This window comes from Streptomyces globisporus, from assembly GCF_003501885.1.
Taxonomy (GTDB): domain Bacteria; phylum Actinomycetota; class Actinomycetes; order Streptomycetales; family Streptomycetaceae; genus Streptomyces; species Streptomyces globisporus_D.
Genome location: NZ_QWFA01000084.1, coordinates 14,163 through 28,601 on the forward strand (window position 1 = coordinate 14,163; position 14,439 = coordinate 28,601).

The window sequence follows — 14,439 nt, forward strand, 5'->3', positions numbered from 1 at the left end:
CTCTAACGAGAGTCCGTCCTGAAACATGAACGCGTGTCAAGACTCTGGGGCCGTCGAGCCCCGTCACCGAGGGGGTCGAGCCATGGGGCGCGGCCGGGCAAAGGCCAAGCAGACCAAGGTCGCCCGCCAGCTGAAGTACAGCAGCGGCGGGACGGACCTGTCGCGTCTGGCCAATGAGCTGGGCGCATCGCCTTCGAGTCAGCCACCGAACGCAGAGCCGTTCGAGGACGACGACGAGGAAGATGACCCGTACGCACAGTACGCGGATCGCTACAACCAGGACGATGACGACGATCAGGACGACCAGTCCGGTCCGTCGTCACAGCGCCGCGGCGCTTGACCTCGCGCTGACACTTCAACCCGGTCCGGGCCTGCCCCGGGCCGGGTTCTGTGTGTCCCGGTCCGGGCCGTCGGCAGTGCGATCCGGTTCCCCGTTCCGTGTGCGGTGGTGCGCCGGGCGCACCACCGCACGACGGTGACTAGCGTGCGTAGGCCCCGGTCAGCTCGGCGCCCGTCGCGTGGTCGCCGCGGTCGGTGATCTCACCGGCGACCCAGGAGTCGACCCCGCGGTCGGCCAGCGTCGTCAGGGCCGCGTCCACCGAGTCGGCCGGGACGATCGCGATCATGCCTACGCCCATGTTGAGCGTCTTCTCCAGCTCCAGCTGCTCGACCTGACCCGCCTTGCCGACCAGGTCGAAGACCGCGCCGGGCGTCCACGTGGAGCGGTCCACGGTGGCGTGCAGGCCGTCCGGGATGACCCGGGCCAGGTTGTTGGCCAGGCCGCCGCCGGTGACGTGGCTGAAGCCGTGCACCTCGGTCGTACGGGTGAGCGCCAGGCAGTCCAGGGAGTAGATCCGGGTGGGCTCCAGGAGCTCCTCGCCGAGCGTGCGGCCGAACTCCTCGACCTCGCGGTCCAGCGACCAGCCGGCCCGGTCGAAGACCACGTGGCGGACGAGCGAGTACCCGTTGGAGTGAAGACCGGAGGACGCCATGGCGATGACCGCGTCACCCTTGCGGATACGGTCCGGGCCGAGCAGGCGGTCGGCCTCGACCACGCCCGTACCGGCTCCGGCGACGTCGAAGTCGTCCGGGCCCAGCAGGCCCGGGTGCTCGGCCGTCTCGCCGCCGACCAGGGCGCAGCCCGCCAGGACGCAGCCTTCGGCGATGCCCTTCACGATGGCCGCGACACGCTCGGGGTGCACCTTGCCGACGCAGATGTAGTCGGTCATGAACAGCGGCTCGGCCCCGCAGACGACGAGGTCGTCCACGACCATGCCGACGAGGTCGTGGCCGATGGTGTCGTACACGCCCATCTGGCGGGCCAGGTCCACCTTGGTGCCCACACCGTCGGTGGCGGAGGCCAGCAGCGGGCGCTCGTAGCGCTTGAGTGCCGAGGCGTCGAAGAGTCCGGCGAAGCCGCCCAGACCGCCGAGACCGGCGACCTCGGGGCGCTGGGTCTTCTTCACCCACTCCTTCATCAGCTCGACGGCGCGGTCACCGGCTTCGATGTCGACGCCGGCCGCCGCGTAGGAAGCACCTGTTGTCTCAGACATGGCCTGGGATCTTTCGTGTGGAGATACGGGGCTGGTGGGAGGGGCCGCGGTGCGTCCGGATCACGGACGGCGCAGCGCGTCGGCCGCGGCGGTCGCCGCGGGGCCCGCCGCCAGCTCGGTCTCCAGCAGCTGCTTGCCGAGCAGCTCCGGGTCCGGGAGGTCCATGGGGTACTCACCGTCGAAGCAGGCGCGGCAGAGGTTCGGCTTGTCGATCGTCGTCGCCTCGATCATCGAGTCGATCGAGATGTACGCGAGCGAGTCGGCGCCCATGGAGGTGCAGATCTCGTCGACGGTCATGCCGTTGGCGATCAGCTCGGCGCGGGTGGCGAAGTCGATCCCGAAGAAGCAGGGCCACTTCACCGGCGGCGAGGAGATCCGGATGTGGATCTCGGCTGCGCCGGCCTCGCGGAGCATCCGGACCAGGGCGCGCTGGGTGTTGCCGCGGACGATCGAGTCGTCGACGACCACCAGGCGCTTGCCCTTGATGACTTCCTTGAGCGGGTTGAGCTTGAGCCGGATGCCGAGCTGGCGGATGGTCTGCGAGGGCTGGATGAAGGTCCGGCCGACGTAGGCGTTCTTGACCAGTCCGGCGCCGAACGGGATGCCACTGGCTTCCGCGTATCCGATCGCGGCGGGGGTGCCGGATTCCGGGGTCGCTATGACGAGATCCGCCTCGACGGGGGCCTCGGCGGCCAGCTTGCGGCCCATCTCCACACGGGAGAGGTAGACGTTCCGCCCGGCGATGTCGGTGTCGGGACGGGCCAGGTAGACATACTCGAAGACACAGCCCTTGGGCTTCGCTTCCGCGAATCGAGAGGTGCGCAGACCGTTCTCGTCGATGGCGATGAGCTCGCCCGGCTCGATCTCGCGGACGTAGCTGGCGCCGCAGATGTCGAGCGCGGCGGACTCCGAGGCGACGACCCAGCCGCGCTCCAGCCGACCGAGGACCAGCGGGCGGATGCCCTGCGGGTCGCGGGCGGCGTAGAGGGTGTGCTCGTCCATGAAGACGAGCGAGAAGGCGCCCTTCACATCGGGGAGCACCTTGGCGGCGGCTTCCTCGATGGTGAGCGGCTTGTCGTTCTCGTCGCGCTGCCCGGCGAGCAGCGCGGTCACCAGGTCGGTGTCGTTGGTCGCGGCGACCTGGGTGGCGCGGCCGTCCTTGCGCGGGAGGTCGGCGACCATCTCCGCGAGCTGGGCGGTGTTGACCAGGTTCCCGTTGTGGCCGAGGGCGATCGAGCCGTGCGCGGTGGCACGGAACGTCGGCTGCGCGTTCTCCCACACCGAGGCACCGGTGGTGGAGTAGCGGGCATGACCGACCGCGATATGGCCCTGGAGGGAACCCAGAGACGTTTCGTCGAAGACCTGCGAGACCAGTCCCATGTCCTTGAAGACCAGGATCTGGGACCCGTTGCTCACTGCGATGCCCGCGGATTCCTGTCCGCGGTGCTGCAGGGCATACAGTCCGAAATAGGTGAGCTTGGCGACCTCTTCGCCCGGAGCCCAGACACCGAAGACGCCACAAGCGTCCTGGGGGCCTTTCTCTCCGGGGAGCAGGTCGTGGTTGAGTCGTCCATCACCACGGGGCACGGCACCGAGTGTAGGCGAGATCGACCACTGGTCCGAATTGGGGACCGGGGGGCAAACGCGCGGTGGAGCACGGGCAACGGGCCCGCCCGCCGACCGGGGCGGGCGATTCGCGGGACTTCGGTCGGTGACCCTGCGTGACGTCGGCCCGGAGGGCGCGGAGCGCCCAGGAGGGACGCGGCGCTCACTTCCGGGCCGAGCGGCTGGTTACCGACGGGTAGCCATGCTGGGCGGCGGGCGGGTGGCCGTGGCGCTCGGTGAACTCGGCCGATCTTCGCCCGGGCTGCTGGCCGAACGCTCGTTTCGTGGTGAGCCTCACACCGAGGGGCCGGGATCAGCCGTGCTCGGAGCTGTTTTCGGCCCCGGCAGGTGCGGCTGTGGCGCCGATCCCCTTGCCGTCGTCGGCGGCGAGGGTGAGCGTGCTGCCCTTGATCGTGTACGTCTTCGTGCCCTTGAGGGCGGCGAGCACGGCGCGCTCCGTCTCCATCTCGGCCCCCGGGCACATCTTGCGGGTGCTGACCGTGGGCCCGAAGACGATCGTGGAGCCCTTGACCGTGGCCTTGCCACTGAAGGAGTTGCAGCCGGCGTTGCCGCGTACGGTGCCGTCCTCGGCGAAGGTCAGGTGCGGCGTCCGCTCCTTCGGCAGGTCCGCCGGCACGGTGGTGGCGGTCTTGCCGTCGAGCAGCGTGTTGACCGTCCACTTGGTGCCCACCAGCTCGGCCGGCTTCTCCTCGCTGAGCGCCATGGTGTCGCCGCCTTCCGTGGTGAGGGTCAGCTTGTCGCCGGAGAGCTTCGCGGTGTGCTCGCCGCCCATCGCGTCGATGGCGGCCTTCTCGAACCTCTCGATCTTCACGTCGCACGCCATCTGCGTGGTGACGGGCTTGCCCAGGGTGATCCGGTCGCCCTTCACCTGCGCGTCCACGCTGATGTGGTTGCAGCCGAAGTCCGCCGTCGCTCGGCCCTTCGGGTCGATCTCCAGGCGGGCCCCCTCCGGGGCCTCGGTCTTCTTCCCGCCGACGGTCACCGAGTCGACGCTCCACGCCACGCCGGTGACGGGGACATCGCTCTGCACGGTGTCACCGCCGTCGCCTGATCCCTTGCCGGAGCCGGAACCCGACTCCGTACCGCAGGCGGCGAGGGCGAGGAGGGCCAGGACACTGACGCTGAGGGTCATCCGTTGTGTGTGCATGGCGATGTGACGGTACGAGGGTGCGATCCGGTTCCGTCCGCTCCGCTTCGGTGCGTACGCGACCGGATCACCCCGCTTCGCCGCCGGGCGGCCGATTCAGCGCAGCAGCGGAAGCAGCGCGCCCAGGTCGGCCCGCTCCCCACTGGCGCTGACCTCGGCTTCTTCCAGGGCCCGCGCCCACTCCGTACGCCCGGTGGCGAGCCGGATCCAGGTCAGCGGGGAGGTCTCCACGACATTGGGCGGGGTGCCCCGGGTGTGCTTGGGCCCGCCGATGCACTGGACCACCGCGAACGGCGGGACACGCACCTCGACCGAGCCGCCGGGGGCCCGGTCCGCGAGGGTGTCCGCCAGCAGCCGGGTGCAGGCGGCCATGGCCTGCCGGTCGTAAGGGATCTCCAGCCCGAGCGCCTCGTTCAGGTCGTCCGTGTGGACGATCAGCTCGACGGTCCGGGTGACCAGGTAGTCGGCCAGCCGCATGGAGCCGACCCGGGTGGGCAGCAGCCGGTCCCCCGTGCCGGCGGCCGGGACGTCCGCGAGGAAGGCCGCCTCCACCTCCCCGTACAGCGCGGGGAGATCGGGGCGGTCGGCCGCCGGGGCCGGGGCCGCGGGGTCTCTGACGACGGCCGCGACGGCCGGCGGCCACTCCAGGAGGGTGGTCGCGGGCTTGGGTCCCGGCGGCTCCGGCAGGGCCAGGTCCCGGCTGACCGAGCCGAGCCCCTGGGCGATGTGCGCGACCAGATCACACACCGTCCAGTCGCCGAGCCGGGTCGGCCGGGCGAGCTGCTGCGGCGTCAGAGCGGCGACGGCGTCGCGCACATGGGCGTACTGGGCGAGGACCGCCGTCCGGGTCCTGAGGTGGTCGTAGGCGCGCGGGCGCTTCTTGGCCGGGGGCATGGGCCGAGACTAACCGGCGCCACCGACATCTCCGGGCCGGGCCGGTGCGGCCTGTTCCCCGGCCCCACCGACATCGCCCGGCCGGGCTTTGGCGACCCGCGCCTCGGCTTCGTCGACCGTGAACGTCTCGCCGTTCGCCGGGACTCCGACGCCCCGCCAGGTGAACGGGACACCCCGGGCGTCGTCGAGGTCCGGGCTGTCCATGAGGTGGACGTGGAGGTGCGGTTCGGAGCTGTTGCCGGAGTTGCCGCACCGCGCGATCTGCTGTCCGGCCCGGACGGTGTCCCCGGCCTTCACCCGGAGCGAGCCCCGCTGGGCGTGCGCGTAGACGGCGTACGTGCCATCGCCGAGGTCGAGGATCACGTGGTTGCCGATGACCCGGTGCGCGCCGGCGATCGAGCGGACGTTGCCCTCGATGAGCATCAGGTAGATGAGCCCCAGGAGCGAGTTCCGGCTCAGGTGGTCGCGCAGGCCGTCGCTCGCCCGCACGACCGTGGCGTCGGCCACCGCGAGCAGCGGGGCGCCGAAGGCCGGGAAGGCGTGGTTGCGGCGGAAGAGCGGCCAGAGCCGGCGGAACGCCGGGCGGGCCGGGGGCTCGCCCTCCGCCGTCTCCGGGTCGGCCACGATGTCGATCGCGTACGTCTGCCCGTACACGTGCGTCCCGTGGCTCGGCACCTTGTCCGCCGGGCTGTTCAGGGCGCTCCAGCGGCCGGTGACCGGCGGGTCGACCTCGACCGGGGGCCTCGGCCCGCCGCGGGGAGCGGCGGCCCGTGCCTGCAAAGCCATCGTCGCCACCATGAGGGCGAGCACGGTCATCGCGGGCAGGAAGGTGGTCGCCCAGCCCGGTCCTGGCAGATCCGTGACGAACTCACCGATCATCAGCGCGAACAGGACCATCCAGGACAGCCGCATGGCGACCGGGACGACTGCGCGAACGGACATGGTCTTTCCCCCTGTTGTCTGCGGTTCTACGGCCGCGCCGCCGTCAGCACCACCAGCAGCGGTACGACCCGGGCGGGCGGCACCTCGTACCTCCCGCGCCCCGCCGCGTGCAGCCAGCCCGCGCCGGTCAGTTGGCGCAGGTGGTGGTAGATCTGGCCGGTGGTGCCGGCCCCGTCGAGCGCGGCCAGCTCGGCGGCCGTCCTCAGGCCGCCGAGGATCTCGCGGAGCAGGCGCAGCCGGACCGGGTGGCCCAGGGCGGCGAACGACTCGGCGGCGTCCGCCCAGTCCCCGTCGAACAGGGCCTCGGTGAAGGCGCCGTACTGCCAGCCGTACTGCTCACCGGTGGGCAGCCGGACCGAGCCCGTGTAGAGCACTCCCCCGTCGGCCCCGGCCTCCCCGGCGTCGGCGAGCTGCTGTTTCAGCCCTTCCAGCGCCCAGAAGTCGCCGTCGCCCAGCCGGGGGGACTCGGGGTCCCGCCGCTCCAGCGCCGTGAGCCGCCTCTCCAGCTCGGCGACCCGCTGCTCCAGCTCCATGACACCAACCTTACGTAATTACGTAATTTCTATCAAGGGGGTTCGGGGGAAGGCCGAAGCCCCCGTCCGGTCGACCCGGGCGGGGGCTTCGTGAAACGCCGGTCGGCGCGCGGCTCAGGCGAGCAGCGCGGGGATCGTCGCCTCGTGCGCCGTACGGAGCTCGCTCAGCGGAATGCTGAACTCGCCCTGGATCTCGATCTCCTCGCCGTCCACGACACCGATGCGGGCGACGGGCAGACCACGCGCCCCGCACATGTCGGTGAAGCGGAGCTCCTCGCTGCGCGGGACCGCGACGACCGCGCGGCCCGCCGACTCGGAGAAGAGGAACGTGAACGCGTCCAGGCCGTCCGGCACGACCAGCCGGGCGCCGTTCCCGCCGCGCAGGCAGGACTCGGTGACCGCCTGGATCAGGCCGCCGTCGGACAGGTCGTGCGCGGCGTCGATCATGCCGTCGCGCGAGGCCGAGATGAGGATCTCCGCGAGCAGCTTCTCGCGGGCCAGGTCCACCTTGGGCGGCAGGCCGCCGAGGTGGTTGTGGACGACCTCGGACCAGGCCGAACCGCCGAACTCCTCGGCCGTGTCGCCCAGCAGGTAGAGGAGCTGGCCCTCTTGCGCGAAGGCGACGGGCGTACGCCGGTTCACGTCGTCGATCACACCGAGCACGGCCACGACCGGCGTCGGGTGGATCGCCGTCTCACCGGTCTGGTTGTAGAGCGAGACGTTGCCACCGGTGACCGGGGTACCCAGCTCCAGGCAGCCGTCCGCGAGACCGCGGGTGGCCTCGGCGAACTGCCACATGACGTCCGGGTCCTCGGGCGAACCGAAGTTCAGGCAGTCCGAGATGGCCAGCGGCTTGGCGCCGGAGGCGGCGACGTTGCGGTACGACTCCGCCAGCGCGAGCTGCGCGCCGGTGTACGGGTCGAGCTTGGCGTACCGGCCGTTGCCGTCGGTCGCCAGCGCCACGCCCAGGTTCGACTCGGCGTCGATGCGGACCATGCCCGCGTCCTCCGGCATCGCGAGGACGGTGTTGCCCTGCACGAAGCGGTCGTACTGGTCGGTGATCCAGGACTTCGAGGCCTGGTTCGGCGATGCGACCAGCTTGAGGACCTGCTCGCGCAGCTCGGCGGCGTCGGCCGGACGGGCCAGCTTGCCGGCGTCGTCCGCCTGGAGCGCGTCCTGCCAGGACGGCCGGGCGAACGGGCGGTGGTAGACCGGGCCGTCGTGGGCGACCGAGCGCGGGGGGACGTCGACGATCTGCTCGCCGTGCCAGAAGATCTCCAGCTGCGAGCCGTCGGTCACCTCGCCGATGACGGTGGCGATGACGTCCCACTTCTCGCAGATCTCCAGGAAGCGGTCCACGTGCTGCGGCTCGACGATCGCGCACATGCGCTCCTGCGACTCGCTCATGAGGATTTCCTCGGGCGAGAGGGAGGAGTCGCGCAGCGGCACGGTGTCCAGCTCGACACGCATACCGCCGGAACCGGCGGAGGCCAGCTCGCTGGTGGCACAGGAGAGCCCGGCGCCGCCGAGGTCCTGGATGCCCGCGACGAGATTCTCCTTGAAGATCTCCAGGGTGCACTCGATGAGGAGCTTCTCCTGGAACGGGTCGCCGACCTGGACGGCGGGCCGCTTGGCGGGGCCCGTCGACTCGAAGGTCTCGCTCGCCAGCACGGAGACGCCGCCGATGCCGTCGCCGCCGGTGCGGGCGCCGTACAGGATGACCTTGTTGCCGGGGCCGGACGCCTGCGCGAGGTGGATGTCCTCGTGCTTCATCACGCCGATGCAGCCGGCGTTGACCAGCGGGTTGCCCTGGTAGCAGGCGTCGAAGACGACCTCGCCGCCGATGTTGGGCAGGCCCAGGCAGTTGCCGTAGCCGCCGATGCCCGCGACGACGCCCGGCAGGACGCGCTTGGTGTCGGGGTGGTCGGCCGCGCCGAAGCGCAGCGGGTCGACGACCGCGACCGGGCGGGCGCCCATCGCGAGGATGTCGCGGACGATGCCGCCGATGCCGGTGGCCGCGCCCTGGTAGGGCTCGATGTACGAGGGGTGGTTGTGCGACTCGACCTTGAAGGTGACCGCGTACCCCTGGCCGACGTCGACGACGCCCGCGTTCTCGCCGATGCCGACGAGCATCGCGTCGTTCTCGGGGACCTTCTCGCCGAACTGCTTGAGGTGGACCTTGCTGCTCTTGTACGAGCAGTGCTCGGACCACATCACGGAGTACATGGCGAGCTCGGCGCCGGTAGGGCGGCGGCCCAGGATCTCGCGGATCCGGGCGTACTCGTCCTCCTTGAGGCCGAGCTCCTTCCAGGGCTGCGCGGCGTCCGGGGTCTCGGCCGCGTGCTTGACCGTATCCAGGCTCATGCGTTGACCAGCTTCTTGATGATCGAGGTGAAGAAACCGAGGCCGTCGGTGCGGCCGGTGCCGATGAGCGGCTCCACGGCGTGCTCCGGGTGCGGCATCAGGCCGACGATGTTGCCCGCGGCGTTGGTGATGCCCGCGATGTCACGGAGCGAGCCGTTGGGGTTGCCGTCCAGGTAGCGGAAGGCGACGCGGCCCTCGGCCTCCAGCTCGTCGAGCGTGCGCTCGTCGGCGGTGTACCGGCCGTCCATGTTCTTGAGCGGGACGCTGATCTCCTGGCCGGCGCTGTAGTCCGAGGTCCAGGCGGTCTCCGCGTTCTCCACCCGCAGCTTCTGGTCGCGGCAGATGAAGTGGAGGTGGTTGTTGCGCAGCATCGCGCCGGGCAGCAGGTGCGCCTCGGTCAGGATCTGGAAACCGTTGCAGATGCCGAGGACCGGCATCCCGGCCCTCGCCTGCTCGATGAGGGTTTCCATCACCGGCGAGAAGCGGGAGATGGCGCCGGCGCGGAGGTAGTCCCCGTAGGAGAAACCACCGGCCAGGACGACCGCGTCGACCTGGTGCAGGTCCTTGTCGCGGTGCCACAGGGATACGGGCTCGGCGCCCGCGATACGGACGGCTCGCAGGGCGTCCTGATCGTCGAGGGTGCCGGGAAAAGTGACGACGCCGATACGGGTGGTCACTTCTCCTCCTCCACCTTCACGACGAAGTCCTCGATGACGGTGTTGGCGAGGAACGTCTCGGCCATCTCGTTAATGCGGGCGAGGGCGGCGTCGTCGACCGGCCCCTCGACCTCCAGCTCGAAACGCTTTCCCTGACGAACGTCCGCGATTCCCTCGAAGCCGAGACGGGGCAGTGCGCGCTGCACAGCCTGTCCCTGCGGGTCGAGGATCTCGGGCTTGAGCATGACGTCGACTACGACGCGTGCCACTGGCACTCCCGGTGTGGTGGTGTGGTGCGGCTGTCTCTCCGGGGGGTTCCCCAGACCCCCGCGGGTCCACTCAGCGTACCTGGCCAAAATTTCTACGCGGGTAGATATCGGGCAGGACGGGCCCGGTGAGGGCGGTGCGTGGATCACGTCCGTATATCGGCCGCGACACCGCACGGAAAAGCTCTGGGAAAAACCCGCCCGGATTGCACACGGATTGCACACGGACACGCGCAGGTAATTGGCTGGGCTTCACAATGCGGTGCCCACCGCTGTACAAATGATTACCGGGGAAAGCACCATTGCCCCGGGGACAACGGAACAGTCGACATCTCGTCGATCCGCTTCCGCCCGCCCGGCAGCCGGAAGGCCGGCATCCGCGCACGCAGAACGCGCCGGTGCCGCAGGAAAGGACCGATATCCGTGGCTCAGCGCGTAGTGGTGACACTCTCCGACGACATCGACGGGGGAGCGGCGGCGGAAACGGTGACCTTCGCCCTGGACGGGAAGACGTACGAGATCGATCTCAATCCCGCCAACGCGAAGAAACTGCGGAAGACGCTGGCGCCTTACGTGGCCGCCGGCCGAAAGCAGACAAATGCCAGTAAGCACGGCAGGACACCCACGGCCTACCACCACACCTCCCTCGCCCCGGATCCGGCGGCCGTCCGCGCCTGGGCCCGCTCGCACCGGATGGACGTGCCGGCCCGCGGCCGCATCCCGAAGAAGGTCTACGAGGCGTTCGCCGCGGCGGGCTGATCCGACGCCGTGCGACGCACCGTCAGGCGGCCCCGGGCGGACCGCCGGACGGCTCGCCGACGCTCCCCGCGGGCCCGCTCGCCGAGCTTCGCGGGGAGCCGACTTGCGCGACACCCCCGCAGGTCGGATAGAGTCTGGAACACGCCGAGGGGCGAGGCCGCAAAGCCGAATCCCACGCAGCGTGCGGGTGTAGTTCAGTAGTAGAACAGCCCCCTTCCAGGGGGAAGGCGCAGTGTGCAATTCCTGTCACCCGCTCTGCACGACTCTTCGGACCACTTAGTTGGATCAGGTAGAGTGGTGCTCGCTCCACCGGTGAAAGCCGAGTGGCTGCACTGCGGACGTAGCTCAGTTGGTAGAGCGCAACCTTGCCAAGGTTGAGGTCGCCAGTTCGAACCTGGTCGTCCGCTCAGATACAGAGGCCCCGATCGTTTTCGATCGGGGCCTCTGTCGTTCTTCCGTTCCCCATGACGTTTGTCATGAGCAGTGATGACAGTGCGCACTGCCCCCGGGCCCGATCCGGCGGAAGCCTGGAAGCATGACCAGCGACGACATTCTCAGCGACCGCGCGAACGGTCCCGTGATCGAGGCGAACGGGGTCCGACGCCGTTACGCCGGCGGCTTCGAGGCCGTGTCCGGGATCTCCTTCTCCGTGGCCCGCGGCGAACTGTTCGCCCTGCTCGGGACGAACGGCGCGGGCAAGACCTCCACCGTGGAACTCCTGGAGGGCCTGGCGCCGCCGACCGACGGCACGGTCCGGGTCCTCGGCCACGACCCGTACCGCGAACGCGCCGCCGTCCGCCCCCGTACCGGCGTCATGCTCCAGGAAGGCGGCTTCCCCTCCGACCTCACCGTCATGGAGACCGTCCGCATGTGGTCGGCCTGCACCACCGGCGCCCGGCCCGCCGCCGAGGCCCTGGAGATGGTCGGCCTGACCGTCCGGGCAGGCGTGCGGGTCAAGCAGCTGTCCGGCGGTGAGAGGCGCCGCCTCGACCTGGCGCTCGCCCTGACCTCCCGGCCCGAGGTGCTCTTCCTCGACGAGCCGACGACCGGTCTGGACGCGGAGGGCCGACAGGAGACCTGGGAGCTCGTGCGGGCCCTGCGCGACAACGGCACGACCGTGCTGCTCACCACGCACTACCTCGAGGAGGCCGAGGCGCTCGCCGACCGCCTGGCGATCATGCATCAGGGGAGGATCGTGACCACCGGAACGATCGCCGAAGTGACCGCGCGGCAGCCGGCCCGGATCCGGTTCGTCCTCCCCGAGGCCGTCCCGGCGGCCCGGCTCCCGCTCTCGCTGCAGGCGGCGGCCGAGGGGTCCCGGGTCGAGATCCGCACCCCCGCCCTCCAGGAGTCGCTGCACGAACTCCTGGAGTGGGCCCGGGAGTCCGGCGTACGGCTGCACGGCCTCGACGCCCGCTCCGCATCGCTGGAGGAGGCGTTCCTCGACATCGCGAGGGCCCAGCACGCGCCCCGGGACCAGGACCCGCGCCAGGTCAACGACCGCTCCGCCCGCTCCGGCTCCAAGAAGGTGACGGCATGACGACCACCACGCCCCCCGTCCGCGACCGGACGCCCGCCGCCTCCCCCACGGGTGCGGCGGCCGTGGCCCGGCGGCTGACCGCACTCGGCCGCGCCGAGCTGATCCTCCTGGTGCGCAACCGGACCGCGATCGTCGTGGCCCTGCTGCTGCCGCTGGCGATGATCTTCGCGATGCGGTCCTCGCTCGAACAGATCGACCTCGGCGGCACCGGACTGACCGTCGCGGGCGCCACCCTGACCGGCGGCATCGGCATGGTCCTCGTCCAGGTCGTCTACATGAACCTCGTCTCCGCCTATGTGGCCCGGCGCGAGGAACTCGTCCTGAAGCGGCTGCGGACCGGCGAGATCTCCGACCGCGAGATCCTCATCGGCACCGCGCTGCCGTCCGTCGCCCTGGCGCTCGCCCAGTGCGTGCTGCTGGTGGTGGCCGGGGCGATCGCCTTCGACCTGAGCGCGCCGCACCGTCCCGACCTGCTGCTGGGCGGTCTGGTGCTGGGCTTCGTCCTGATGTCCGCCCTGGCGGCGGCGACCGCCGTGATCACCCGGACGGTGCAGACCTCGCAGCTCACCACCCTGCCGCTGTTCTTCGTCTCGCTGTTCGGCTCCGGACTGTTCGTCCCGCTGGCGGTGTTCCCCGACAAGCTGGCCTCCGTACTGGAGCTGCTGCCGATGACGGGCGTGATGACCCTGATCCGGCACGGCTGGCTCGGCGGCGTCGAGAGCGGCGACCTGCTCACCGCCGGGGTGACCGCACTGGCCTGGACCGCCTTCGGCGTGTTTGCTGTGCGACGGTGGTTCCGCTGGGACCCGCGCGGCTGACATGAAGGGGCTGAGGGGCGTGATCGGTCGGGTACGGGGCTGGCGGCGCGGCTGGCACGAGCGCAGCAAGCTCCAGCGCATCGACCTCTACACCCAGGTGACGCTCTGCTTGATGGTCTGGCTGTTCCTGCTGACCTGGGGACTCCTGCCGCTGGCCACGGTCTTCGACCGGGGCGCCCGGGCGGTGGCCATCGGCGCGGCCCTGCTCGCCGTGAACATCGCCCAGTCCGTGCTGAGCAACGTCAACGTGCGGCCGGCGTTCGCCCACTACCGGGGGGCCGAGCCCTTTCCCCGGCGGCGGCTGCGGCTCCCAGCGGTGCTGCTGGTGGTGCTGTCCGGACTGCTGATCGCCCTCACGGCGGTGGACGGCCTGGACGAACGGGCGCTGCCAGTGATGGCGATGGACGTACCGATCGCGTTCGGGATCCCGTACGCCCTGCTCGTGCCCGCCCGTAGGTTCCTGCTGCACGCGGCGGCGTACATCGCGGCCTTCGTGGCCCTGCTGGCCGCCTTCGGGGGAACCGGTACCCCGCTGCTGGCCACCGGCCTGACCATGGCGCTCGCCGCCGCGCTGGTGATCAGCTCGGTACGCCCCAGCGGCTGGAGCATGTCCGTGATGTGGCAGGCGGAGGAGGCACGGGACATGCAGGCCCGCCTGGCGGTGGCGGAGGAGCGGCTGCGGTTCGGCCGCGACATGCACGACGTGCTGGGCCGGAACCTGTCGGTGATCGCCCTGAAGAGCGAGCTGGCCGTGGAGCTGGCCCAGCGCGGCAACCCCGCCGCGGTGGACCAGATGGTCGAGGTGCAGCGGATCGCCCGGGCGTCCCAGCAGGAGGTCCGCGATGTCGTACGCGGCTACCGGGAGGCCGATCTGCCCACCGAACTCATGGGCGCGCGGGGCGTGTTGCAGGCCGCCGGGATCTCCGTCACCGTCGAGGGCGCGGACGGCCCGGCCGGTATCGGGGCCCCGGCCGCCGTCCAGGCCGCGCTCGGCTGGGTGGTGCGCGAGACCGCGACGAACGTCCTGCGCCACGGCGACCCGCGCCACTGCTCGATCCGGCTCGCCCGGACCCCGGACGCGGTGGTCCTGAAGGTCGAGAACGACGGGGCCGGCGCCACGGATCCGCTCGGCGACGGGGGCGACGGCGGCGGTTCGGGCCTGGCCGGGCTGCGCGAACGGCTCGGCGCGCTCGGCGGCACCGTCACCGCGGGACCGGTCGGGGACGATCTGTTCCGGGTGACGGCGACGGTACCGCTCACGGCCTCCGGCCCGGGCGGGCGCACCGCCTCAGCCGGTGGCGAGCGCGCGGCCCCCTCCGCTCCCCCTGCCTCTCCCTCCCC

At 70.9% G+C, this 14,439-nt stretch carries 14 protein-coding genes and 2 tRNA genes; 7 read left to right on the plus strand and 9 right to left on the minus strand.

From position 1 onward, the window contains the following. Positions 1–82: 82 nt before the first annotated feature. The gene (locus D3105_RS17250; RefSeq protein ID WP_006125824.1) at positions 83–340 is read left to right on the plus strand and encodes a DUF3073 domain-containing protein; all 258 of its coding nucleotides are present in this window, start codon (positions 83–85) and stop codon (positions 338–340) included. Between the two features lie 139 nt (positions 341–479). Here D3105_RS17250 and purM read toward each other — a convergent pair whose 3' ends face one another. The 9 genes from purM to purS all read right to left on the minus strand — a co-directional run bounded on the left by purM (position 480) and on the right by purS (position 9,984). Next, entirely contained in the window at positions 480–1,553 is a 1,074-nt protein-coding gene (gene purM, locus D3105_RS17255; RefSeq protein WP_107412263.1) for a phosphoribosylformylglycinamidine cyclo-ligase, read from the minus strand. Positions 1,554–1,613: 60 nt separating this feature from the next. Beyond that, positions 1,614–3,140: an amidophosphoribosyltransferase gene (gene purF, locus D3105_RS17260; protein ID WP_030585582.1), complete on the minus strand. Its 1,527-nt coding sequence runs from the start codon at positions 3,138–3,140 to the stop codon at positions 1,614–1,616. Positions 3,141–3,471: 331 nt separating this feature from the next. Next, the gene (locus D3105_RS17265; RefSeq protein WP_118904083.1) at positions 3,472–4,311 is read right to left on the minus strand and encodes an META domain-containing protein; all 840 of its coding nucleotides are present in this window, start codon (positions 4,309–4,311) and stop codon (positions 3,472–3,474) included. Positions 4,312–4,422: 111 nt separating this feature from the next. Then, a complete protein-coding gene (locus tag D3105_RS17270; RefSeq protein WP_118904074.1) occupies positions 4,423–5,220 on the minus strand; it encodes a maleylpyruvate isomerase family mycothiol-dependent enzyme in 798 nt (265 codons plus the stop codon). Positions 5,221–5,229: 9 nt separating this feature from the next. Beyond that, positions 5,230–6,162 (minus strand): M23 family metallopeptidase, encoded by a 933-nt coding sequence (locus D3105_RS17275; protein ID WP_118904075.1) that lies wholly within the window; start codon positions 6,160–6,162, stop codon positions 5,230–5,232. A gap of 26 nt (positions 6,163–6,188) precedes the next feature. Beyond that, a complete protein-coding gene (locus tag D3105_RS17280) occupies positions 6,189–6,695 on the minus strand; it encodes an ArsR/SmtB family transcription factor (protein ID WP_010056442.1) in 507 nt (168 codons plus the stop codon). A 114-nt stretch (positions 6,696–6,809) separates the two neighbouring features. After that, positions 6,810–9,059 carry a phosphoribosylformylglycinamidine synthase subunit PurL gene (purL, locus tag D3105_RS17285; protein ID WP_118904076.1) on the minus strand — a complete coding sequence of 750 codons (2,250 nt, stop codon included), beginning with the start codon at positions 9,057–9,059 and terminating at the stop codon, positions 6,810–6,812. After that, on the minus strand, positions 9,056–9,736 hold the full coding sequence (gene purQ / locus D3105_RS17290) for a phosphoribosylformylglycinamidine synthase subunit PurQ (protein ID WP_118904077.1): 681 nt from the start codon (positions 9,734–9,736) through the stop codon (positions 9,056–9,058). The genes purL and purQ overlap by 4 nt, the downstream gene beginning before the upstream one ends. Further along, on the minus strand, positions 9,733–9,984 hold the full coding sequence (gene purS, locus D3105_RS17295) for a phosphoribosylformylglycinamidine synthase subunit PurS (protein WP_010056446.1): 252 nt from the start codon (positions 9,982–9,984) through the stop codon (positions 9,733–9,735). Before purS ends, purQ begins: the two co-directional genes overlap by 4 nt. 420 nt (positions 9,985–10,404) lie before the next feature. Between purS and D3105_RS17300 the strand changes: the two genes are divergently transcribed. From D3105_RS17300 to D3105_RS17325, 6 genes are all read left to right on the plus strand, one after another. Then, a complete protein-coding gene (locus tag D3105_RS17300; RefSeq protein ID WP_118904078.1) occupies positions 10,405–10,740 on the plus strand; it encodes a histone-like nucleoid-structuring protein Lsr2 in 336 nt (111 codons plus the stop codon). Positions 10,741–10,923: 183 nt separating this feature from the next. After that, a tRNA-Gly gene (locus D3105_RS17305) sits at positions 10,924–10,995 on the plus strand. A 79-nt stretch (positions 10,996–11,074) separates the two neighbouring features. After that, a tRNA-Gly gene (locus D3105_RS17310) sits at positions 11,075–11,147 on the plus strand. A 128-nt stretch (positions 11,148–11,275) separates the two neighbouring features. After that, positions 11,276–12,280: an ABC transporter ATP-binding protein gene (locus tag D3105_RS17315; protein WP_118904079.1), complete on the plus strand. Its 1,005-nt coding sequence runs from the start codon at positions 11,276–11,278 to the stop codon at positions 12,278–12,280. Beyond that, positions 12,277–13,098: an ABC transporter permease gene (locus tag D3105_RS17320; protein ID WP_118904080.1), complete on the plus strand. Its 822-nt coding sequence runs from the start codon at positions 12,277–12,279 to the stop codon at positions 13,096–13,098. Before D3105_RS17315 ends, D3105_RS17320 begins: the two co-directional genes overlap by 4 nt. 1 nt (position 13,099) lies before the next feature. Further along, a partial coding sequence (locus tag D3105_RS17325) for a sensor histidine kinase (RefSeq protein WP_118904081.1) occupies positions 13,100–14,439 on the plus strand: 1,340 nt, incomplete at its 3' end.